At 65.5% G+C, this 22361-nt stretch carries 21 protein-coding genes and 1 pseudogene; 15 read left to right on the plus strand and 7 right to left on the minus strand.

The features are described 5' to 3' along the window. The first annotated feature begins 11 nt into the window (after nucleotides 1-11). The 9 genes from JF66_RS02820 to leuA all read left to right on the plus strand — a co-directional run bounded on the left by JF66_RS02820 (nucleotide 12) and on the right by leuA (nucleotide 10122). The gene (locus tag JF66_RS02820; protein WP_231556268.1) at nucleotides 12-1028 is read left to right on the plus strand and encodes a PhoH family protein; all 1017 of its coding nucleotides are present in this window, start codon (nucleotides 12-14) and stop codon (nucleotides 1026-1028) included. After that, entirely contained in the window at nucleotides 1025-1489 is a 465-nt protein-coding gene (gene ybeY / locus JF66_RS02825) for an rRNA maturation RNase YbeY (protein WP_035874893.1), read from the plus strand. The genes JF66_RS02820 and ybeY overlap by 4 nt, the downstream gene beginning before the upstream one ends. Continuing rightward, the gene (locus tag JF66_RS02830; protein WP_051973042.1) at nucleotides 1489-2817 is read left to right on the plus strand and encodes a hemolysin family protein; all 1329 of its coding nucleotides are present in this window, start codon (nucleotides 1489-1491) and stop codon (nucleotides 2815-2817) included. Before ybeY ends, JF66_RS02830 begins: the two co-directional genes overlap by 1 nt. Beyond that, nucleotides 2801-3718 carry a GTPase Era gene (era, locus tag JF66_RS02835; RefSeq protein ID WP_035874988.1) on the plus strand — a complete coding sequence of 306 codons (918 nt, stop codon included), beginning with the start codon at nucleotides 2801-2803 and terminating at the stop codon, nucleotides 3716-3718. Before JF66_RS02830 ends, era begins: the two co-directional genes overlap by 17 nt. Nucleotides 3719-3853: 135 nt before the next feature. Next, nucleotides 3854-5143 carry a sensor histidine kinase gene (locus JF66_RS02840; RefSeq protein WP_051973043.1) on the plus strand — a complete coding sequence of 430 codons (1290 nt, stop codon included), beginning with the start codon at nucleotides 3854-3856 and terminating at the stop codon, nucleotides 5141-5143. Beyond that, nucleotides 5140-5850, plus strand: a complete 711-nt coding sequence (locus tag JF66_RS02845) for a response regulator transcription factor (protein WP_035874896.1) — start codon at nucleotides 5140-5142, stop codon at nucleotides 5848-5850. The genes JF66_RS02840 and JF66_RS02845 overlap by 4 nt, the downstream gene beginning before the upstream one ends. Nucleotides 5851-5951: 101 nt before the next feature. Then, the gene (locus tag JF66_RS02850; protein WP_035874898.1) at nucleotides 5952-6713 is read left to right on the plus strand and encodes an ABC transporter ATP-binding protein; all 762 of its coding nucleotides are present in this window, start codon (nucleotides 5952-5954) and stop codon (nucleotides 6711-6713) included. Continuing rightward, nucleotides 6710-8119 (plus strand): FtsX-like permease family protein, encoded by a 1410-nt coding sequence (locus JF66_RS02855; protein ID WP_035874901.1) that lies wholly within the window; start codon nucleotides 6710-6712, stop codon nucleotides 8117-8119. Before JF66_RS02850 ends, JF66_RS02855 begins: the two co-directional genes overlap by 4 nt. Before the next feature lie 236 nt (nucleotides 8120-8355). After that, on the plus strand, nucleotides 8356-10122 hold the full coding sequence (leuA, locus tag JF66_RS02860; RefSeq protein WP_035874904.1) for a 2-isopropylmalate synthase: 1767 nt from the start codon (nucleotides 8356-8358) through the stop codon (nucleotides 10120-10122). A 125-nt stretch (nucleotides 10123-10247) separates the two neighbouring features. On the opposite strand, the gene JF66_RS02865 is transcribed toward leuA, so the two are convergent. Further along, nucleotides 10248-10958: a hypothetical protein gene (locus tag JF66_RS02865; protein ID WP_197059300.1), complete on the minus strand. Its 711-nt coding sequence runs from the start codon at nucleotides 10956-10958 to the stop codon at nucleotides 10248-10250. Between the two features lie 88 nt (nucleotides 10959-11046). On the opposite strand from JF66_RS02865, the gene recO reads away from it, so the two are divergent. Both recO and JF66_RS02875 read left to right on the plus strand, forming a co-directional pair. Continuing rightward, the gene (gene recO, locus JF66_RS02870; protein WP_035874908.1) at nucleotides 11047-11769 is read left to right on the plus strand and encodes a DNA repair protein RecO; all 723 of its coding nucleotides are present in this window, start codon (nucleotides 11047-11049) and stop codon (nucleotides 11767-11769) included. Further along, a complete protein-coding gene (locus tag JF66_RS02875) occupies nucleotides 11766-12620 on the plus strand; it encodes an isoprenyl transferase (RefSeq protein ID WP_081882100.1) in 855 nt (284 codons plus the stop codon). The genes recO and JF66_RS02875 overlap by 4 nt, the downstream gene beginning before the upstream one ends. A 150-nt stretch (nucleotides 12621-12770) precedes the next feature. On the opposite strand, the gene JF66_RS02880 is transcribed toward JF66_RS02875, so the two are convergent. From JF66_RS02880 to JF66_RS02895, 4 genes are all read right to left on the minus strand, one after another. Beyond that, entirely contained in the window at nucleotides 12771-13814 is a 1044-nt protein-coding gene (locus tag JF66_RS02880) for an FUSC family protein (RefSeq protein WP_051973045.1), read from the minus strand. A gap of 65 nt (nucleotides 13815-13879) precedes the next feature. Then, on the minus strand, nucleotides 13880-14329 hold the full coding sequence (gene cynS / locus JF66_RS02885; protein WP_035874911.1) for a cyanase: 450 nt from the start codon (nucleotides 14327-14329) through the stop codon (nucleotides 13880-13882). Nucleotides 14330-14423: 94 nt separating this feature from the next. Next, nucleotides 14424-15602, minus strand: a complete 1179-nt coding sequence (locus tag JF66_RS02890; protein WP_035874914.1) for an NAD-dependent formate dehydrogenase — start codon at nucleotides 15600-15602, stop codon at nucleotides 14424-14426. A gap of 127 nt (nucleotides 15603-15729) precedes the next feature. Continuing rightward, nucleotides 15730-16653, minus strand: a complete 924-nt coding sequence (locus tag JF66_RS02895) for a LysR family transcriptional regulator (protein ID WP_035874916.1) — start codon at nucleotides 16651-16653, stop codon at nucleotides 15730-15732. A gap of 259 nt (nucleotides 16654-16912) precedes the next feature. On the opposite strand from JF66_RS02895, the gene JF66_RS02900 reads away from it, so the two are divergent. The 4 genes and pseudogenes from JF66_RS02900 to JF66_RS02910 all read left to right on the plus strand — a co-directional run bounded on the left by JF66_RS02900 (nucleotide 16913) and on the right by JF66_RS02910 (nucleotide 20224). Next, nucleotides 16913-17590, plus strand: coding sequence for a DsbA family protein (locus JF66_RS02900; protein ID WP_035874919.1), 678 nt, complete (start codon nucleotides 16913-16915; stop codon nucleotides 17588-17590). Next, on the plus strand, nucleotides 17587-17709 hold the full coding sequence (locus JF66_RS24935) for a hypothetical protein (protein WP_255351500.1): 123 nt from the start codon (nucleotides 17587-17589) through the stop codon (nucleotides 17707-17709). The genes JF66_RS02900 and JF66_RS24935 overlap by 4 nt, the downstream gene beginning before the upstream one ends. A gap of 103 nt (nucleotides 17710-17812) precedes the next feature. Next, the gene (gene dusB / locus JF66_RS02905) at nucleotides 17813-18967 is read left to right on the plus strand and encodes a tRNA dihydrouridine synthase DusB (RefSeq protein WP_035874921.1); all 1155 of its coding nucleotides are present in this window, start codon (nucleotides 17813-17815) and stop codon (nucleotides 18965-18967) included. Then, nucleotides 18960-20224, plus strand: a pseudogene (locus tag JF66_RS02910) (deoxyguanosinetriphosphate triphosphohydrolase). Before dusB ends, JF66_RS02910 begins: the two are co-directional and overlap by 8 nt. A gap of 242 nt (nucleotides 20225-20466) precedes the next feature. Here JF66_RS02910 and JF66_RS02915 read toward each other — a convergent pair. Both JF66_RS02915 and JF66_RS02920 read right to left on the minus strand, forming a co-directional pair. Next, nucleotides 20467-21171, minus strand: a complete 705-nt coding sequence (locus JF66_RS02915; RefSeq protein ID WP_035874925.1) for an ABC transporter ATP-binding protein — start codon at nucleotides 21169-21171, stop codon at nucleotides 20467-20469. Next, nucleotides 21168-22235, minus strand: coding sequence for an ABC transporter permease (locus tag JF66_RS02920; RefSeq protein ID WP_035874927.1), 1068 nt, complete (start codon nucleotides 22233-22235; stop codon nucleotides 21168-21170). The genes JF66_RS02915 and JF66_RS02920 overlap by 4 nt, the downstream gene beginning before the upstream one ends. Nucleotides 22236-22361: the final 126 nt, after the last annotated feature.

Below are 22361 nucleotides of genomic sequence, written 5' to 3' on the forward strand. Positions count from 1 at the left end.
ACGGCATCGCCATGGTGCGTCTTCTCGGTCCAGAGGACCGTTACCTGTCGACGATCGAAAAACAGTATCCGCGGGTGAGCGTGCACGTGCGGAGCAACGAGATTACCCTCGTCGGTCTTCCCGCCGAGATCGAGGCCGTGCGTCGGTTGATCGAGGAACTCCAATCCATGATCATCGATGGCCAGGACCTGGGCGAGGCGCAGGTGGCGACGTCGGCGCGCATGCTTCGTGCCGACAGTTCGACGAGCCCGTCCCAGCTGTTGGGCGCGCCGATCCTGACCGCGCGGGGCAAGAGCATTCGGGCCAAATCCATCGGGCAGAAGCAGTACGTGGACGCCATCGACGCCAACACCATCGTCTTCGGGATCGGCCCTGCCGGCACGGGCAAGACCTACCTCGCGATGGCGAAGGCCGTTCGCGCCCTGCAGAACAAAGAGGTTGAACGCATTATCCTCACCCGTCCCGCCGTGGAGGCCGGGGAACGGCTCGGGTTCCTGCCCGGAACCCTCACGGACAAGATCGACCCCTACCTTCGCCCCCTGTACGACGCCCTCGGCGAGATGCTCGACCCTGAGCTGATCCCCAAACTTCTTGCGGCCGGCACGATCGAGGTTGCCCCGCTCGCGTACATGCGTGGTCGCACCCTCAACTCATCGTTCGTTGTGCTGGATGAGGCGCAGAACACCACTCCGGAGCAGATGAAGATGTTCCTGACCCGTCTGGGGTTCGGCTCAAAGATGGTGGTCACCGGTGACGTCACGCAGATCGACCTGCCGGCAGGCACGAGCGGACTCAAGCTGGTCACTCGGGTGCTCGACACCGTCGATGACATCCATTTCTCTTACCTGACCAGCAAAGATGTTGTGCGTCACTCGCTCGTGGGACGCATCGTCGATGCCTACACGGAATATGATGCGCAGCGGCAAGCGCTGCGCCAGGAAACCGCCGAGGCTCGCGATTTCGCGGCCAGAGGCCCCCAACGCTCGGGCGGTCCGCGGGACCGCCTTCCGAAACGGAGTCACAGTTGAGTATCGAAATTAATAATGAGTCGACCATCGAGGTCGACGAAGCCGCCATCCAGAGGCTGTCATCCTTCGCGCTCGATACGATGCACGTGCATGCGGATGCTGACCTCGCCATCGTGCTCGTCGACGAAGGAGCCATGGAGCAGCTTCACGTGCAGTGGATGGACGAACCCGGACCCACCGATGTGCTGAGCTTCCCCATGGACGAACTGCGACCCGGAACCGAGGAAGCGGAAACACCGCCGGGGTTGCTCGGCGACATCGTGCTCTGCCCGCAGGTTGCCCAGTCCCAGGCGGAGACGGCCGGCCACAGCACGCTCGATGAGCTCTTGCTGCTGACGACACACGGCATCCTGCACCTTCTCGGGTTCGACCACGCCGAGCCAGACGAAGAGAAGGAGATGTTCGGCATCCAGCGCGACATCCTGCTCGGTTTCACGATGCAGGAACGGCACCGCGGCTGATGTTGATCGGTTGGTTCCTGGCGGCGGCGATCTTCCTGATCGCCTTCGCCGGGTTGATGGCCGCCGTCGACGCGGCGATCACCGTGCAATCCCGCGCGGACATCGCGGGGTTGAGTGAGACTTCGCGCGCCAAAAGATCGCTGCGGGCCATCGCCGCCGACACGGGTGCGCACCTGAACGCGATCAACTTCATGCGCATCATCGCCGAAACAACGGCGGCGGTGCTCGTGACCCTCGTTTTCGCCACCACGATCGACCACCTCTGGCTCGCCCTTCTGCTGTCGGCATTAATCATGACGGCGGTGTCGTTTGTGCTGGTCGGCGCGAGTCCGCGCAGCGTCGGCCGGGCGCATCCCATCAACCTGCTGCGGTCCAGTGCCCTGCTCGTGCACTTCGTGCGCGTCTTGCTGGGCCCGATCGCGAACGCCCTCGTCGCACTGGGCAACCGGGTCACGCCGGGCCGCAGTCGTCTCGCCACGTTCACGTCCGAGGACCAACTGCTGAGCATGGTGGACGAAGCCACCGAACTCGATGTCATCGAAGAGGCCCACCGGGACCTGATCCACTCGATCTTCGAGTTCAACGAGACGGTGGTGCGCGAGGTGATGATTCCCCGGACGGACATGATCACCATCGAGGCCACCGCATCCGTCGATGCCGCGATGGGACTGTTCCTGAGCTCCGGTACGTCACGCGTGCCGGTCGTGGATGGCGAGGTCGACGACGTCACGGGCGTGCTGTATCTGCGCGACGTGGCTCGGTTGATCTATGAGCGGCCGGACAACATGGAAACCCTCACCGTCGCCGAACTGGCCAGGGGAGCCGTCTATGTACCGGAATCGAAGAAGGCCGACGCGACGCTGCGCCAGATGCAGGCCGAATCCAACCACCTCGCCATGGTGGTGGACGAGTACGGGGGAATCGCCGGACTTGTGACCCTCGAGGACCTGATTGAAGAGCTTGTCGGTGATATTTCCGACGAATACGACCGCGAGTCGATTGAGGTCGAAGATCTCGGTGACGGTCACTTTCGTGTCAGTGCACGCCTGCCGGTCGATGAACTGGGAGAATTGTTTGACCTCGAACTCGACGATGACGATGTCGACTCGGTGGGCGGGCTTTTGGCCAAGGCCCTCGGGCGGCTTCCGGTTGCCGGATCGGTAGCGGGGGTGAGCGGGCTGATTCTCACCGCGGAACGCACCGAGGGTCGACGCAAGCGCATCAGCACAGTGCTGGTGGAACGAGATGAAGCATTGATTGATGCGCAGACGGCATTCCTCGGAGTGTCGGACGATGAAGGAGCAAGTGGCCATGACCAGCACAAGTGATAACCGGGCGGACGCGTATCGCGCCGGATTCGTGTCTTTCGTGGGACGACCCAACGTGGGAAAGTCCACACTCACGAACGCCCTTGTCGGGGAAAAGGTCGCCATCACGTCGTCGAAGCCGCAGACGACACGTCGCGCCATCCGCGGAATCGTGCACCAGAAGAACGGCCAGCTGATCCTGGTGGACACCCCCGGAATCCACAAGCCGCGCACCCTGCTCGGTGAGCGATTGAACAGTCTCGTGACGGCGACCCTGTCCGGCGTTGACGTGATCGGACTCTGCATCCCGGCCAACGAGCCCATCGGCCCGGGCGACAAGTTCATCAACGAGCAGTTGGATGCCTTCCCCCGGGCGCGCAAGGTGGCGATCGTGACGAAGATCGATGCATCGTCGAAAACGAATGTCGCCAATCAACTGCTCGCCGTGTCGCAGCTGCGTGATTGGGAAGCGATTGTTCCGATTTCCTCGACCAGCCGCATCCAGCTGGACACCCTCGCCGTGGAGCTGCTGCGGCTCCTGCCGACATCCGACGCTCCGCTTTACCCTGCCGACACGGTGACGGACGAAACCCTCGAATCCCGCATCTCCGAGTACATCCGTGAGGCGGCGCTCGAAGGCGTCACCGACGAACTTCCCCACTCCATTGCCGTGACCATCGACGACATCATTGAGCGTGACGACCAGGAACTGGTCGAGATCTACGCCAACCTGTTCGTGGAGCGCGACAGCCAGAAGGGCATCATCATCGGCAAGTCGGGCAGCCGGCTCAAAGACGTCGGGATGCGCGCCCGCAAGGAAATCGAGCCGCTCGTGGGCAAGCGTGTCTTCCTGTCGCTTCGGGTCAAGGTCGCCAAGGAATGGCAGCGTGACCCCAAGCAGCTCGGGCGCCTGGGCTTCTAGCGCCTGGGCTTCTAGCACCTGGGCTTCCAGACCCCGGCGATGGGGACTACATCGCTCGGAGGATTTCGGGACGTCTGCGGGATGATATTCCCGGAGCGCCTCGGTGGCTCGCGCGCGGGGCCGTACGCTGGAAAGATGACCGACCCCGGAGCATCACCACGTGTACCGCGCAACGGGTGGACCCGTTCGGTTTCCCGTCGAACCCTGATCGTGGACGTGTCGATCGCCGGGGTCTTCTTTCTCATTGCCCTGCTGTTCGTCTTCGACGATGTCCCGACCTTCCTGACGCTGGTCGGGTTCACGGCCTCGCTCGCGGTGCGTCGGCTCTCGCCCGGCCTGGCCCTCTCGATTGCGTGGCTGACCGCCATCGGACAGATGCTGGCCGGCCTCCCTGTTCTTGCCAGTGACATGGTGATCCTGGCGGTGCTGTACGCCACCGCGGCGTACTCCCAGGGACGCACGCGTCGTGCGGGCCTGATCTCGGTGGGTGTCGGCTCGCTCGTCGCCGGCGTCTACCTTGCCGTCGTCCAACGGGGAGTGGACCAGCTCGGAGCGGCGCTGCAGCAGGGCGACCTGGCCAGCATGGTCTGGTCGACCGTGTTGATGTCCGTGGTCAGTGTGGCCGTTCTGGGATTGTCCTGGACCCTCGGACTGTTGACGCGCACCCGGACGAGCGCCCGGGAAAGCAGGTTCACCCAGTACCGTGCCGTCGAGGAGCAGCGCGCGGCGCAGCTCGCGGTGGTCGTCGAACAGGAGCGCAACCGCATCGCCAGGGACATGCATGACGTCGTGGCGCACTCCCTCGCCGTGGTCATCGCGCAGGCTGACGGTGCCCGCTATGCGCGAGCGCAGAATCCCGACGCGGTCGATGAGGCGCTCACCACAATCTCCTCGACGGCGCGGGAGGCCCTGGGCGAGGTTCGGATCCTGCTCGCCCGTCAGCGCCAGGACGGTGCCACCGGACCACAGCCCGTGCTCGCCGACCTCGACCGTCTCGTGGAACAGATGCGCAGCACGGGTCTCGACATCGACTGGGCCACGATCGGCACGCCCACCGGCCTCGCCTCCGGCGCGCAGTTGGCGGGGTACCGCATCGTGCAGGAAGCGCTGACGAACGCCCTCCGTCACGGGGATACCGGCCGCACGGTGGCGTTGCGCCTCGTCTGGACGGCCGACGGGATCACCGTGACGATCGACAACGCACTGCGGATGCCGTCGGTCGCTGCCGATGGGGAGTCAGGCCCCGGGGGGCGGAAGGCTGGTGAGATCGGCCACGGGCTTCCGGGCATGCGGGAGCGGGCGCTACTGGCCGGGGGCTCCCTGACGGTCGAATCCAGTGGAGGCCGATTCTCTGTCGCGGCATGGCTCCCGGCCGGCACGCACGCTGGGCCGGAGCTCCCGAGCGACCAGGAAGTGAACGCATGAGCGAGGTACCGGCCGCGGATGCGCCCCGCATCCGTGTCGCCCTCGTCGACGATCAGGCGCTCTTCCGTGCCGGGATCCGGATGCTGGTGTCCTCGCAACCGGACCTCGAGTTCGTCGGGGAAGCAGGCAGCGGCGCGACCGGCGTGACCATGGCCGCAGCGGTGCACCCCGACGTGATCCTGATGGACATCCGGATGCCCGTGATGGACGGCATCGACGCCACGGTGGCCATCATCGCCGCCGCGGAGTCCGCCGGAACCAAGCCGCCGCGCATCATCGTCCTGACCACCTTCGAACTCGACGAGAGCGCCAGCCGGGCCATTCGCAGCGGTGCGAGCGGGTTCCTGCTCAAAGACGCGGACCCGGAGTTTCTGCTGGCAGCGATTCGAACCGTCAACGCCGGAAGCGCCGTCATCGCCGCATCCGCGACCCGTGAGCTCTTGGCCCACTTCAGGACCCCGGCGCCCGTTCCTGCCCCGGTGCCGGAACGGCCACAGGAACCCGAGGCCTTCCGCGCCCTGACCGGGCGGGAACGGGACATCTTCGCCCTGGCCGCCCTGGGCCTGAGCAACGCTGAGATCGCGGCCGGCGAATTCCTCAGCGAGGCCACCGTCAAGACGCACATCAGCCGCATACTCTCCAAGCTGTCCCTCCGAGACCGGGTGCAGCTCGTGGTGTACGCCTTCCAGCACCGCCTCACGGAGTAGCCGGAAGGATGACCCGGCCCGGGCCGGAGTCATCCCCGCGGTGTGCGGGATGGTCCTCGCGCCGGATGCGGCGGAGGGGGCGTGGTTCCTAGCGTGGAAACATGGAAATCACAACGACCGAACTCGGCGTCGCCGCCAGAGTCACCAACCTGAGCAAAACATACGGATCGGCCACCACTTCGGTGAAGGCCCTCGACGACGTGTCCATCGGTATCCGTCGCGGGCAATTCACCGCGATCATGGGGCCAAGCGGCTCGGGCAAGTCCACCCTGATGCACATCATGGCGGGCCTGGACGAAGCCAGCGCCGGCCGGGCCTGGCTCGGAGACACCGAGATCACCGGCCTGGGTGACGCCGACCTCACGGTGCTGCGGCGGCGGCGGATCGGATTCATCTTCCAATCCTTCAACCTGGTCTCCACCCTGGACGTGCGGGGGAACATCCTCCTGCCGTTCGCCCTCGACGGACGCCGGCCGGACTCGGCCGAGAAGGCCTGGATCGATCAGCTGACCGACTCCCTCGGCCTGGGCGACCGGCTCACGCACCGCCCGCACGAACTCTCCGGCGGACAGCAACAGCGCGTGGCGATCGCGAGGGCCCTGGCCACCCGGCCCGAGCTGGTGTTCGCCGACGAGCCGACCGGAAACCTCGATTCGCGCGCCGGGCGAGAGGTGCTCACCCTGCTCAAAGCGGCCAGCACCGGCTACGGCCAGAGCATCGCCATGGTCACCCACGACCCCATTGCGGCCAGTTACGCCGACCGCATCCTCTTCCTCGCCGACGGCCGAGTGGTCGAAGACCGGGAACGGTCCTCCGCCGAAGAGATCTCCGCCATCATGCTCGGCATGGAGCAGCGCGCATGAGCGGCCCGGAGAGCGCCCGGGCCAACGGGCACGCCGGTCGGGGAGCGAGCCTGCTCGTGGCGGGGCTCGCATCCGCCTTCGGAGTGGTGCTCCTCGAGGTGACGAGTGTGCTCGCCACGGTCGTGAGCGGCAGTGACGTGTCCAGCCGCCCCGCCGTTCGCGCCTCCCTGTCGATTGTGGCGTTCCTGTTCATCACCATTGCGGTCTATGTGAGTGCGATCGTGACCACGAATACGGTGGCGACGGTCATCGCTGGTCGAACCCGCACCATCGCGCTCATGCGCCTGATCGGTTCGAGTGCGGGGGACCAGCGCCGCGCCGTGGCCCGGGACGGTCTCACGGTCGGTCTCGCCGGTGCGGTCGGAGGTGCCCTGGTCGGGATACTGCTGAGTTTCGCGGCGGTGCGGGTGGCTCTCGCGTCGGGCCTCATCCCTGATCTCGACTATGGCCTCGTCGAACCTCTGCTCGCGCTTCCCGTCGCGATCGTCGTCTTGTCCACGTGGTGCGCCGCCTGGGTCGGGTCTCGCCGGGTTCTCACCGTCAGCCCGATGCAGGCCATCGGCGCAGCGCAGGAGCGCTCCCTCGAGGAATCGGCTCGGCGCCCGGTACGCAACGTCGTCGCGATCGTGCTGATGGTCACGGGCCTCCTGTTCCTCGCCTCAGGAGTCGTCGTCGGACAACAGAACGAATACGGCGTGCTGCTCGGACTGGCGGGCGGGCTGCTCTCGTTCACCGGGCTGGTGCTGGGATCGCACCTGCTCATGCCGCCCATCCTGAGCCTGGTCGGCCGGTGCCTCGGGGGTGGCGCGCCCGCCCGACTCGCAGCAGCGAACGCCACGCAGCACCCGGAGCGCAGCTCCCGCACCACCATCGGACTGGTCGTCGGAGTGACGCTGATCACCATGTTCGCCGTCGCGGGATCCACCTTCGAAACCATGATGCAGCCGCTGATGGAAGACGCCGCGATGCGTGCGGAGGTCTCCGAAATGGTGTCCACCAGTCTGGCCGTCATCTCCGTGCTCGTAGGCTTCAGCGCTCTGATCGCGGCGGTCGGCATAGTCAACAATCTGGCCCTCAGCGTTCTGCAGCGATCCCGCGAGATCGGACTGCTCCGGGCGCTCGGGTTCACCGGGCGGCAGGTGCGCGCCATGATCCTCGCCGAAAGCCTGCAGATGACCGTCGCTGCCGTTTCCCTGGGCCTGGTGCTCGGAGTCGGCTACGGCTGGGCGGCGGCGCAATCACTCTTCGGGTCACTCTCGAATGCCGGCCTCGTGGCACCGTCGGTTCCGTGGCTGCTCGTTGTTCTGTGCGTGGTCGGCACCGCGGTGCTCGCGATCGGCGCCACGATCCTGCCCACGCGTCGGGCGGTATCCATCTCGCCGGTGGCCGCCCTCGCCACCGCGTGAGGGGGGTGTGAGGCGGGTGTGAGGCGTGCACGGAGGCCCTGAGCGCGACGCGCTCGGGGCCTCCGCCGCTCACGGTGGGGACCGTTTCGGGGCCAGCCTCGTGACAAACGGTGCTAGCATTTGTCTGTGTTGTTCGGTCTGCTCCTTCTTAGCTGCCGCGACGAGTCCTAATCTGAGGCCTCCCTCGTCGCGGCGTTTGTCGTTGGCTGCTGACAATCCTGAGGAGATCACAGATCATGAAGAACAATCAGACCGCATCCAACCTGCCGGTTCACCGCTACCGTCCGTACCACGAGCAATTCGGTATCGACCTCGCTGACCGCACGTGGCCGTCCAAGCACATCACGGTCGCGCCGCGCTGGTGCGCCGTTGACCTGAGAGACGGTAACCAGGCGCTCATCGACCCGATGAGCCCCGAGCGCAAGCGGATCATGTTCGATCTGCTGGTGCGCATCGGCTACAAGGAGATCGAGGTGGGCTTTCCGTCCGCCAGCCAGACGGACTTCGACTTTGTGCGCAGCCTGATCGACGACAACGCCATTCCGGATGACGTCACGATCCAGGTGCTCACCCAGGCCAGAGAAGCCCTGATCAAGCGCACCTATGAATCGATCAAGGGTGCCAAGCAGGCCATTGTGCACCTGTACAACTCCACGAGCGTGCTGCAGCGCGAGGTCGTCTTCCGCGAAGACAAGCAGGGGATCATCGACCTGGCCCTGTTCGGAGCTCGAACGTGCCGGGCCATGGAAGCCACGGTGCCCGGCACCACCGTCTACTACGAGTACTCGCCGGAGAGCTTCACCGGTACCGAACTCGATTTCGCGGTCGACGTCTCCAACCAGGTCATCGAAATCTTCGAGCCCACACCGGAGCGCAAGGTCATCATCAACCTGCCGGCGACGGTGGAGATGGCGACGCCCAATGTGTACGCCGATTCCATTGAGTGGATGTCCCGCCACCTCGCGCACCGCGAGAACGTCATTCTGTCCCTGCACCCGCACAACGACAGGGGAACCGCTATCGCGGCTGCCGAGTTGGGCTACCTGGCCGGGGCCGACCGGATCGAGGGTTGCCTCTTCGGCAACGGCGAACGCACGGGCAACGTCGACCTCGTCGCCCTGGGGGTGAACCTGTTCACCCAGGGCGTGGACCCGCAGATCGACTTCAGCAACATCGATGAGATCAAGCGGACCGCGGAGTACTGCAACCAGCTTCCCGTCCCCGAGCGCAGCCCGTGGGCCGGCGACCTGGTCTTCACCGCGTTCAGCGGTTCGCATCAGGACGCCATCAAGAAGGGCTTCGAGGCCATGGATGCCGATGCCGCCGCGCGGGAGTGCTCCGTTGCTGATCTGGTCTGGGCCGTTCCGTACCTGCCGATCGACCCGAAAGACCTCGGGCGCAGCTACGAAGCGGTCATCCGGGTAAATTCTCAGTCCGGCAAGGGTGGGGTCGCCTACCTGCTCAAGACGGACCACTCCCTGGACCTGCCCCGCAAGCTGCAGATCGAGTTTTCCGGCGTTGTTCAGACGAAGACCGACAGTGAGGGTGGCGAGGTGACGAGCGCCCAGATCTGGGACATCTTCAATGACGAGTACCTGCCGGCCAGTGTGAAGACGCCGGATGCCAAGTGGGGACGGTTTGAGCTCTTCTCCACCCGCACATCGAGCGACCTCGCGGGACACGTCGCCCTCACGGTTGACCTGCGTGATGGTGAGACCACGGCGACCGCCACCGGCGAGGGTAACGGCCCCATCAACGCGTTCCTCACCCTGATGGCCCCACGCGGCATTGAGATTACCCTGTACGACTATGTGGAGCACGCCCTGTCGGCAGGCGGTGACGCCCAGGCCGCGTCGTATGTCGAGCTCGATGTCAACGGCAAGCGATTCTGGGGTGTGGGTATCGATGCCGACATCTCGACGGCATCGCTGAAGGCTGTGGTGTCGGCCGTCAACCGCGGCATCCGCTCCGAGGTGGGCGACCGCGAACTCAGCGTCGTCTGAGCCCACGCGTCATGGAGCATCTGCACCGCTGAACGCTCCGCTCAAAGCACGCAGACGTGAGGCTCGTCCCGGAAATGGGACGGGCCTCACGTCGTTGTCTGCGGGGTTGCCGACGGGCGACCCGGTCAGACGACGCGAGGGCGAGAATCCACGCGCTGTGTCTGGTCGGGCTGGGTCTGACGGGCTGCTGGCCTCGCGTCACACGGCTGCAGGATAGCCTGAGTGTCGGAAATCGCAGCGGAGAGCAGCTCGAAGAGCTTGGCATCCGTATCGGGGATGCACGCCTCGGCGACGCCCTGCACCGACACACGCAGAATGGAATCGGCGGTTCGTGGGGTGAATTTGGTGCGTGACCAGGAGCGGACGGACGTGATGAAATCACGCGCCCACTTCTCGGCGTTGGGCGACGCATCGAGCGCAGCGCGAATCCGAGCGGACGTCGCCGGTGTGCTCGCACCGAGCAGATCGAGGTTGCGCTCGCACGACAGGATGCCGACGGCCAGGGCCCGTTGCCGATCCATGCTCACCACGGGCAGAGCCGTGGTCGCTGCTCGCAGGGAGACCGTGATCTCGACCCTGGGGTCGGTTCCGCGGAGCCCGATCACCGAGGGAATCAACTCCGGCAGTCGGGCGCGACCGTCGTCGGAGGTGCAGTCGTTGACCATGCGGGCCAGCGAAGCGAGCACGGGGTGCGTGCAGGCTGGGTGGTCGCTCCAGGATTCGCCGGCCAAGTACGAGGCGAACTCCATGAAGCAGCCGCCGCTGCGCGGATTTCGGTGCTTTCCCCGCGAGAGCACGGGCATTCCATCTGGCAGAGCGTTCTTATCCGGTTTCATAGTTGACCTCCACGCCACGAGAAAGTTTCAGAGACAGTCTCCCCCCGCCACGCACTAAATACCAGTGTCAGAAGTGGGAGAATCAAATGTGCCTGTTTACCGTGATGAAGCCGTGGTGCTCCGAACCCACAAGTTGGGCGAAGCCGACCGCATCGTCACGCTGCTCACCCGCGCTCACGGCAAGGTCCGCGCCGTCGCCAAGGGCGTGCGGCGCACGGGCAGCAAGTTCGGAGCCAGGCTGGAACCGTTCATGGTCGCAGACGTGCAACTGTATGAGGGCCGCAGTCTCGATATCATCACTCAGGCGGAATCCCTCGGCTCGTACGGGGCACTCATCACCGCGGACTACGACAGCTACACCGCAGCGAGTGTGATGGTGGAGACGGCAGACAAGCTCACCGAATCGGAAGGGTCCCTGCAGCAGTATCTCCTGCTCGTCGGGGCCTTGCGGTCGCTGTCCCGCCGGGAACACGGCCAGAGCCTCACCCTGGACTCATACCTGCTGCGAGCAGTGTCCATGGCGGGCTGGGCACCAAGCTTTCAGGACTGCGCGCGCTGCGGGGCCGTGGGCGACCATTCGGCAGTCGTGGTGCAGCTCGGCGGGGTTGTCTGTGATTCCTGTGCCGCGCCCGGTTCACCGCGTCTCGACCGACCGACGATCACTCTGCTGAGCGCCCTCCTCACCGGGGATTGGGAGCATGCAGAATCCACACCCGCCAGAACACAAGCTCAGGCCGGCGGCATCGTCGCGGCATACACCCAGTGGCACCTCGGAAGAGGGCTGCGTTCCCTGGAACACGTGGCCCGATGACAACGCCCTCCAACGCTCCTGCCCGTCGCAGTTTTCTGCGCAAGTCCGGTACCACGACGCCCTATACGCACAAAGACGCCGTGCCGTTCAGGGCACTCGACTGGACCGGGATCTACCCGCCGAGCATCCCGGCGAAAGCCGTTCCCGACCACATCGCCATCGTCATGGACGGCAATGGTCGCTGGGCCAACGGACGGGGGCTCACCCGCATCGAGGGGCACAAGGCGGGGGAGGCGTCGCTGCTCGACGTCGTCGCCGGTGCCATTCAGCTGGGCGTCAAGCACCTGAGTGTCTACGCGTTCTCGACCGAGAACTGGAAGCGCTCACCCGAGGAGGTGCGCTTCCTGATGGGCTTCAACCGCGACGTGTTGCACCGTCGCCGCGACCAGCTGAACGACTGGGGCGTGCGGGTGCGGTGGGCCGGGCGCAAGCCGAGGCTGTGGGCATCCGTGATCAACGAGCTGCTCTATGCGGAGGAGCTCACGGCGGGCAACAGTGTGCTGACCCTCACGATGTGCGTGAACTACGGGGGGCGCACCGAGATCACGGATGCCGTGCGCGAGCTGGCCGAAGAGGTGGCGGCGGGCAGGCTCAAGCCGTCCGGCATCACCGAGAAGGCCATCCAGCGGCACCTGTACACGAGCGATCTGCCCGACGTTGACCTGTTCGTACGCAGCTCGGGGGAGCAGCGCACCAGCAATTTTCTGCTCTGGCAGAGCGCCTACGCCGAGATGGTCTTCCTTGACACGCTCTGGCCCGACTTCACTCGCGTGGATCTCTGGCACGCCATCGAGCTCTATGCCTCGCGCAATCGGCGGTACGGCGGCGCGGTGGACGTGCCGACCGCGTAGCAACCGTCACGGAGCGGGCCCCGCCTGCGCCCTGGCCAGAAGAAAGCCTCCTCACCAGGGGTTTAATTTGGCTTGAATCGCGTTCCAGTTAAGTCCTTGTGACTGTAACGCCATTCTATTCACGGATCACAGCGGCAACTGTCGGTAGAGTCATGCCGGTCGTTCGGGTCGATGGCGTGTCGAACCGCTCATGACGACCACGACGATCCCCACCACGGCGCCGAGGATCGTTTCGACGCCACGGTCCCGGATCAAGGTAAAGGGGTCGCTCGGATCGGCGAGCAGCGTCACGACCAGGATCAGTGGTGTGAAGAAGATCAGCGCCAGGCCGTAGTGGCGCGACATCAACAACTCGGTGGGGAACGCGAGCGCCATCACGAGTATGGCGAGGGCTGTTGTTCCCGGTTGCAGCAGCATGATGCACGCGGTGACGCCGAGGCCGACGAGGGTGCCGAGAATCCTGTGGATGCCGCGGCCCACCCTCCCGGGCAGGTCCGGCGCGGACAGCGGTGTGGCGGCCGCCGCCATCGCCCAATAGGCGTGGCCGATACCGGCCGCATTCCCCGTGACACCCGCGACTCCCACCGCGATCAGGTACCGCAGGGACTGCATTCCGATGGCCGGGATGCGCGAGCGGGCCAGCGGTGTGACCGCTCGAACGGCACCCGGCTGCCAGTGCCGATATCTCACCCAGCCGGCGAACCCGACGAGAACGGCGCAGGCGGCCGAACCGGCGGTGATCGATGCCGCCGTCCACAACGGCACGCTCATCGGCACCGATGCGCACGCGCCCAGAGCAAAGATGCCGAAGAACGGCCCGGCAGGCTTGAGCGCGGCGGCGTCGGCCACGATGGAAAAGAGGCCGGCGAAGATCGCCTCGGTCGCGACGACACCCCATACCGGCATGTGATTGATGGAGAGAAGCATCCCGATGCCGGCACCGGTGGTGAGAACGGCTGCGGCTTGCAGCTGGTGGCGTAATCGGAGTTGGTGGGATTCGGAGCGACCGAACATTGCGGTGAACGCCCCGAAGACGGCATAGATCGTCAGTTCGGGGCGTCCTAGGCAAAGCAGCACGAGGGAGGGGACCACGATGCTGATCGCTACCCGGAGGGCGGATTGATGATCGTTGTCCGCCCTGCCGAGAGCGAATGCCGAGCCGATGAAGGTTCCGACATGTCTGCGCAGCTGCATTACGGTTTTCCATCCTGCTGTGTCTCACGGTCAGGATGGTTGCCGCCCTCGCCCGGCTTTCGGGGTTACCAGTTGTAGTCGAGGAACTTCCCGTCGAGGGTGATCACGACACGGTCTCCGGTCGGATCCTGCCGGCGCTGCACGTCCATTCTGAAATTGATGGCGCTCATGATGCCGTCACCGAATTCCTCGTGGATCAGTTCTTTGATCGCCGGCCCGTACACGCCGAGGGCCTCATACAGGCGGTAGATGGTGGGATCGGTGGGGGTCGCCTGTTCGCCCGAGCCGCGGTAGGGCTGCATCTGCAGCGACTCGACGACCTCTGGTTCCAGCGACAACAACTCGCCGACGGCGGTCGCTTCTTCCGCGGTCATCGGGTGCTGCCCCAGGAGCGCGGCAACGGTCCAGGTGGGTGCTTTCCCGATGCGCTCGGCGATGGCGGACCAGGTCACTCCCGCGCGGAACCGTGCCAGTCGGATGATCTCCCCGGCGTCTTTTTTGCTTAGCGGCGTCATGGTTGCTCCTTCGTGCCCGAAATTCAGGCTTGTGTCGTTGTGCGATGACGTCCGGTGCGGGTCTTTTTCGATCCGCCCGGGTCTCTCGGTCAGGTTAGGCCGCCGGAGTGGCGTTCACGGTGGCGGTGTACGACGCGGCGCCCGTTCCGGCGAGTCGTCCGCCGTCCACGATCAGGTATTCGTCACGGATCGGCTTTCCGTCCAGCCAGTCCTCCAGGATTTCGCGGGTTCCCGCCGCGTAGCGAGCCTGGGCGGACAGCGTGGAGCCCGAGACGTGAGGGGTCATCGCGTTGTTGGGCATGGTGCGCCACGGGTGGTCGGGTGCCGGCGGCTGCGGGTACCACACGTCGCCGGCGTATCCGGCAAGCTGTCCGGACTCCAGGGCCCGCACGATCGCATCGCGGTCTACGATCTGGGCGCGGGCCGTATTGATGATGTACGAACCGCGTCTCATGCTTCCGATGAGCTCCTCATCGAATAGGTTGCGGGTCTCGGGGTGCAGTGGCGCGTGAATGGACACGACGTCAACCGCCCGGGCGAGCGACTGCGCGTCCGGGTGGAAGGTGAGGCCGAGTTCAGCCTCGACGTCAGCCGACAGGCGGTGCTTATCCGTGTAGTGCAGCTTCACGGCGAAGGGGGCCAGGCGCCGGAGTACGGCCTGGCCGATGCGTCCTGCGGCGATGACGCCAACATCCATTCCCTCGAGGTCGTATGCGCGCGAGACGCTGTCGGCGATGTTCCAGCCGCCCTGTTCGGCCCACCGGTGCGCGGGGAGGAAGTTGCGCACCAGGGCGAGGATCTGCATGACCGCGTGCTCAGCAACGCTGATGCTGTTGCTGTAGGTCTCCTCGGCAACGGTGATGCCGGCGGCGATGGCTGCATCGATGTCCACATGATCGGAGCCGATGCCCGCCGTGAGGGCGAGTTTCAGCTGCGGTGCCTTGGCGATCCGCTCGGCGCTGAGGTAGGCGGGCCAGAACGGCTGCGAGATGAGTACGTCGGCATCCTGGAGTTCCCGGTCGAGAACGGAATCCGGACCATCTTTGTCAGACGTGACAACCAGGGTGTGGCCGCGAGCTTCAAGGAAGGCACGCAGACCCAGTTCCCCGGAGACGCTTCCCAGCAGCTCGCCTGGCGTGAAGTCGATGTCAGCCGGCGTCGGGAGCGTCTGGCCGTTCGGGTAGCCCGTCAGCACCGGAATGCTGTCCCGGGCATAGCGGGGCGGAAATCCGTTCACGGGGTCCGGGTACAAAACGCAGACGATCTTTGCCATTTCTTCTCCTTGTGACGAGCCACAGAACTGTGGGCGGGGTACCGCCCGAGTGGCCTGAGTTCAGCGTGCGCCGTGCCCGTGATCGGTGTCAAAGAAGTAAATGCTTATGCCTGAAAGGCAGTACCTATCAACCGTGAGGGCTCACCGGAAGGTCTTCCAGAAACTTCAGGTCGATCTTTCCGATCGAATCGCCGAGCGCCCGCGCCATCACCGACGGGGGTTGGCGGGCCAGGGTGACCAGTCCAATCGGCTCTTCGCGCACCGGGTTGACCAGCGGTACGGCGCGCATCCCCTCCGGGATCCCGAAGACATGCAGCCATGCGCACGGAATGACACTCGCCCAGCGCCCCATCCTGACGTGTGCGATCAGCGCGGCGATGGAGTCCGTTTCGACGCCGGGAACCGGAAGCGCGCGGGCCTGGGCGAACGCCTCATCAATGACCTTTCGGCCCTGCATCTCGGCCGAGAGTAGACAGAGCGGAAGATCGGCGGCCTGCTCCCAGGTCGCCGAGGTGCGTCCGGCCACTTCATGGGCCCTCCCGGTCAGCAGGACGTATTTTTCCCGGTAGAGCGGACGCACCTGGAAGCTGTCGGAAATATGCTCGTCGTAGTAGGTGATCCCCGCATCGATCTCGAAGTTCAGCAATTGCGAGAGCAGATCATCGGATCGCAGTCCCGATGTCACCCGCACGCTCGCGAGCGGATGCTGATCGCAGAATGGGGCGGTCAGCAGCGAGACCGCCGTGGACGTCGTGGGAATGGAGCCGATGCGCAGTGTGCCGGCGAGCCCGGTGCTCATGGCCGCAACCTCTTCCTTGAGCGAGTCGCGGTCGGACAGGATGCGCTGAGCCCAGATCACGGTGCGGTCACCCTCTGCCGTGAGGCCCTCGAAAGATCGTCCTCGTCGAATCAAGGCGACGTCGAGTTCCTCCTCGAGTTTGCGAAGGCCCTCAGACAGGGCCGGCTGGGACACCGAGCACATCTCGGCGGCGCGGGCGAAGTGGCGCTCATGGGAGAGGGCGACCAGGTACTCAAGTTGACGGAACCACATGACCTGTTTCTACCTCACCACCCTGCGCCGGGCCGAATCCGACGCAGAGTTTCACAGCCGGATTACGCGCGGGGCAGTGCGCTGATGAGACTGAAGAGGACGTGTCCAGCGCAGCTCGCCGCTGCCGGCCAGATCGACGCCGCGACGCGGGAGTTGTCGGAGCCCGCTTCTAGCGCGGTGGTGAACCGCCGGGACTGTGCCGCCCGGGAATACGGCAGGGGGTCTGCGCGGTTGCGCCAGAGTGACTGATACAACGAGCGTGACCGAAGCGACCACCGACACCGAAACCATCAAGGTCGACATCTGGTCCGATGTGCAATGCCCCTGGTGCTACATCGGTAAACGAAAATTTGAGGCCGGAGTCGCCGCTTTCGGCGGTGCCGTCGAGGTCGAGTACCACAGCTTCGAGCTGTCGCCCGATACCCCGGTTGACTATGCAGGAACCCCCGTGCAGTACCTCAGCGAGAAGAAGGGCATGCCCCTGGCCGAGGTCGAACAGATGCTCGAGCGCGTCACGGGCATCGCCGAAAGCGTCGGCCTGCACTACGACTACGACTCCGTGCACCAGACCAACACCGTCATCTCGCACGAACTGCTTCACTACGCCAAGGCGCACGGTCGCCAGCTCGAGATGAAGGAGCGCCTGCTCAAGGCCTACTTCGTCGATGGGCTCCACGTCGGCCGCATTGAAGACCTCGCGGACCTCGCGGCCGAAATCGGCCTGGACCGCGCCGACGTCGTGCGCGCCCTGACGGAGCACGAGTTTCTCGCCGACGTGAAAGCGGATGTCGCCCAAGCCACCGAATATGGCATCCAGGGTGTCCCGTTCTTCGTCATCGACGGGCGCTACGGCATCTCCGGAGCGCAGGATTCTGATACATTTGCCCAAGCTTTGAACCAAGTACGCACCGAAAAGTCTGAGGAGAAAATCGCATGAGCGACATCACCACAAGCACCCCCACCGACGCCACCGCGCGCCCCACGATCGAGCTGCTCGGCCAGTCCGGTGAAGCCGCCGGCGCCTGCGGGTGCGGCTCCTGTGGCTGCGGCGCGTAGCGCACCGTAGATTCCTGCCCGTGATGGCGTCCACAACCTCGGTTGTGGACGCCATCACTCTTGTTAGGCGGGGGTCCATTGTTCTGGAAGAATTGAGGGACATATGACTCTTACACTCCCGACCCCCGCGCCGCTCATGATCGGGCCCCTCGCGCTCGACGTGCCCGTGGTGCTCGCACCGATGGCCGGCATCACCAACACCGCCTTTCGGCGCCTTTGCCGGGAATTCGGCGCGGGTCTCTACGTGAGCGAGATGATCACGTCCCGTGCTCTCATCGAGCGCACCCGCGAGTCAATGCGCCTCATCACGCACCATCCCAGCGAAACCACCCGGTCCATTCAGCTTTACGGAGTCGACCCGAAGACCGTGTCCGAGGCCGTCACCATGCTGGTCGCCGAGGACCGTGCCGACCACATCGACCTCAACTTCGGCTGCCCTGTTCCCAAGGTGACCCGTAAGGGCGGGGGAGCCGCACTGCCCTGGAAGCTGGGCCTGTTCCGCCAGATCGTCGAGGCCGCTGTCGACGCCGCCGGTGCCGTTCCGGTCACCGTGAAAATGCGCAAAGGAATCGACTCGGATCATCTCACCTACCTCGAGGCGGGCAAAGCGGCCGAGGGCGCGGGAGTAGCGTCTATTGCCCTGCACGCGCGCACCGCAGCCGAGTTTTACTCCGGGCACGCCGACTGGTCCGCCATCGAGAAACTGAAGAACACGATCACCGGCACGCCCATTCTCGGTAATGGCGATATCTGGTCCGCGGAGGACGCGTTGCGTATGGTCGCCGAGACCGGATGCGATGGCGTCGTCGTCGGACGTGGTTGTCTGGGCCGTCCGTGGTTGTTCGGCGATCTTGCGGCTGCGTTCCGGGGAGAGGTGGTCAAGGCAGAACCGAGCCTGGGCCGCGTCTGCGAGACCTTCCGCCGCCATGCGGAACTGCTTACGGAGTTTTTCGAGAGTGAAGAGCGGGCCTGCCGGGACATCCGCAAGCATGTCGCTTGGTATTTCAAGGGCTACCCGGTGGGCGGCGACCTCCGCGCCCGGCTCGCCGCGGTGGAATCCCTGGCGCAACTGGATGACTTGCTCGGAACCCTCGACTGGGACCAGCCGTATCCGGGCGACGGAGCGGAGGGCCCGCGAGGACGCGCAGGAACGCCGAAGAAACCGAGCCTGCCCGAGCGCTGGCTCGATTCCCAGGAGCTCGCCGGTGCCGAACGACTGAATCTGACCGAGGGCGAAGGGGATACCAGCGGTGGTTAACACGGGCGAGTACGGCACGACCGCATACAGCGAGCACGACGAGGACCGATGGTTTCCGGAGGAGCACTACTCGCGGCGCAGCGACTTCGCCCGCGACCGCGCCCGGCTGCTTCATTCGAGCGCGCTGCGCCGGCTGGCGGCCAAGACCCAGGTGCTCAGCCCGACGGCGGGACTCGATTTTGCCCGCAACAGGCTGACCCATTCCCTCGAGGTCGCCCAGGTCGGGCGAGAACTCGCTCATCGACTCAACGTGAACCCCGACGTGGTGGACACCGCCTGTCTCGCGCACGACATCGGTCATCCGCCTTCGGACACAACGGGGAGAAGGCGCTCAACACCTGGTCCCTCGACATCGGCGGGTTCGAGGGCAACGCGCAGACGCTGCGCCTGCTCACCCGGCTCGAACCCAAGGTGTTCGGCGCTGATGGCCAGAGCTACGGGCTCAACCTCACGCGAGCGAGCCTGGACGCGAGCTGTAAGTACCCCTGGCCGGAGAGCTCCTCCGTCAAAGATCCCAGCGGCCGGGCCAAATTCGGTTTCTACGAAGACGACATCGCCGCGTTCGAATGGTTGCGACAGGGTGCCCCCGACCGGCAACTCTGCATCGAAGCCGAGATCATGGATCTCTCCGACGACATCGCCTATTCGGTGCACGACTTCGAAGACGCCGTGGTCAACGGCTACGTCGACGTGGCACTGCTCGGCAGCCGCGCGAACCACGATGACCTGCTGGCCACCATGTCGGAATGGATCGGTGACGAACTCTCCGAGAATGACCTGCTCAAGGCGTTCAACCGTCTGGACTCCCTGGCTGTCTGGCTGTCGGAATGGTCCGGCGGTCGCCGCGATCAGGGACGCCTCAAGAACCTCAGCAGCCAGCTCATCGGTCGATTCAGCGGATCTGCGGTGCGCGCCACACGCTTGGCATACCCGGGAGAGAACTTCATCCGGTTCGGCGCCCACGTCGTGGTGCCGCGGGAGACCCAGGCCGAGATCGCCGTGCTCAAGGGCATCGTGGCGGCATTCGTGATGACCCGCAATACCCGCAAGCCGATCTACATCCAGCAGCGACAGGTGCTCACCCTGCTCGCTGACACGCTGCTCGCGAGCGGCGACGAGCACCTCGACCCCGGGTTCAGTGAGGACTGGGCGGCGGCCGCCGACGACGCGGGCCGCAAGCGCGTCGTCGTCGACCAGGTGGCGAGCCTCACCGACCAGTCGGCCCTCGCCTGGTACGAGCGTCTCGTGCAGGGGTAGCCGCCACTCATTCCCGCCCCGAGACCGACTCACCTGGTCTCGATCGCTCGTACCTCGCGCCTCGACCGGCGGTTGGTTGTCGTTGGTCGAGGCGCGACGAAGGAGCGATCGAGACCTTGATTTATCGTTGGTCGAGGCGCGACGAAGGAGCGATCGAGACCTCGCGAGTCGGCCCTCCCGTTGGTCGAGGCGCGACGAAGGAGCGATCGAGACCTCGCGAGTCGGCCCCTCACCCGGCGCACTCAGGTGCGCGCGAGAGACGGATGGCCCTCGGTGAGCACGCCGTCGGTCATCGTGTAGGTGCGATCGAGTCGCGGCAATAGTCGCAGGTCGTGGGTCACGAGCACGGTGGCGGTATTGTGTTCCGCCGTCAGCCGCAGGATCAGGTCAAGAATGCTGGAGCCGCGTTCCTGATCGAGTGCGCTCGTGGGTTCGTCGATCACGAGGGCGGTGGGGCGGTTCATCAGCGCGCGTGCAATGTTCACCCGCTGGCGCTGGCCGCCGGAGAGCTGCGCTGGTCGTTTGCGCCCGTGGTCGGCCAATCCCACGGCGTCCAGCAACTCGGCGGCGCGCCCAGTGTCCGAACGCCGCGCGCGCGCTGATCGGCGGTCGCCGGAGAGCTCGCCCATGACGGTGAGTTGTTCGGTCGATGTCAGCGCCGGGATCAGGTTGGATTGCTGGAAGATGATGCCGATGCGCTCCCGCCTCAACTCCGCTCGGTCGTTCATCGACAGCTCCGTGACCTCGATGTCGTCGATCACGACCGAACCCCGGTCTGGCGTGACCAGACTGGACATCACCGCAAGCAGGCTCGACTTGCCCGATCCGGACGGGCCGGTGATCGCGGCCACCGTCCCCCGATCCACGGTCAGGGAGACGTCGTTCACGGCGGTGACGCGCGTGCCGCCGTCGGGAAAGGTGAGGGTGGTGTCGGTGAGGCGGATCATCGGTTGCTCCCAAGGGCGGTGAGGGGGTCGGCGGTGGTGACGGATCGAAGGGCGAAGGCCGCCCCGGCGAGCCCGAGGAGGATCATCAGGAGGGCGGGAACCAGAGTCGTGAGCGGGCTGAGCACGAACGGCAGCGCGCTGCCGGCGAGGGTCCCGAAAAGTGCGGTGACCCCGATGCCCAGCCCGACGCCCAGCACAAGCAAGATCGCAGCCTGGCCGAGCGCATCCCCGATCAGCATGCGGTTCGAGGCGCCGAGCGCCTTGAGCACCGCGACATCCGGTTGGCGTTGAATCGCCCAGACGGAGAAGAAGGCACCCACGACCAGAGCGGAAATGCCGAAGAGCATCGCGACCATGAGCAGCAAGGACCCGATCTCTGAGCGGAAGGAGCCGAGCGCAGCCAAAGACTGCAGCACACCGGCAGAGGTGGTCGAGGTGGTGGCGTCGGCGGCCGCAAAGTCGGTGCCCGCGGCGGTGACGGCCAGGACCGTGGCGAACGGCGCGGTGTCCGGCTCCGGCTGCAGGCCTCGCCAATCCGCGAGGGTGACCCGCACCACGGGCATGTGTGAGTACCAGGCGTTGTCCGTCACCGTCTGCACGGCGAAGGGCCTGCCCGCGATCAGGACGGAGTCACCCGCTCCGATGCCGAGGTCACCGGCGATGCTGAGGGGGATGGATACTCGGCCAGACTGGCTGGCCGGCGCGGAGCCCAGCACGGTATCGGCGCCGAAGACGGTGACGGTGGCCTTGTTATCGCCGGCAAGGAGTCGGCCCTGGCTGATACCCAGGGGCTGCACGCTGGACACCCCGGGCTGCTCGCCCCAGCGGGCGGCATCCGCCCGGGTCAGCGCGGAGTCCGCGTAGCTGACGGGTTCATCGCCCGTTCCGGTGGAAAAGACCATGCGATCGGCGGAGATCGAGGTGATGGCGGACACATTCTGTTCAGCCAGTCCCATCGTCAGGCCGGAGAGAAAGCCCACCAGCACGGTGATCAGGGCGACGACAGCGCCGATCAGGGCGAATCGGCCCTTCGCATGCCGGAGGTCGCGGAGTGCAAGAAACACGGAAGAGTCCTTCTGTAGAAGTTGGTGAACGGCGGCGAGAACCGCCGGCGAACACTCTTGAGTCTTCCGGGGCCGCGGAGCACGGTCATCGTGCATTCGCTCGTTTCCGTTCGGTCACAAAGGTGG

This window comes from Cryobacterium sp. MLB-32, assembly GCF_000738085.1.
GTDB lineage: Bacteria > Actinomycetota > Actinomycetes > Actinomycetales > Microbacteriaceae > Cryobacterium.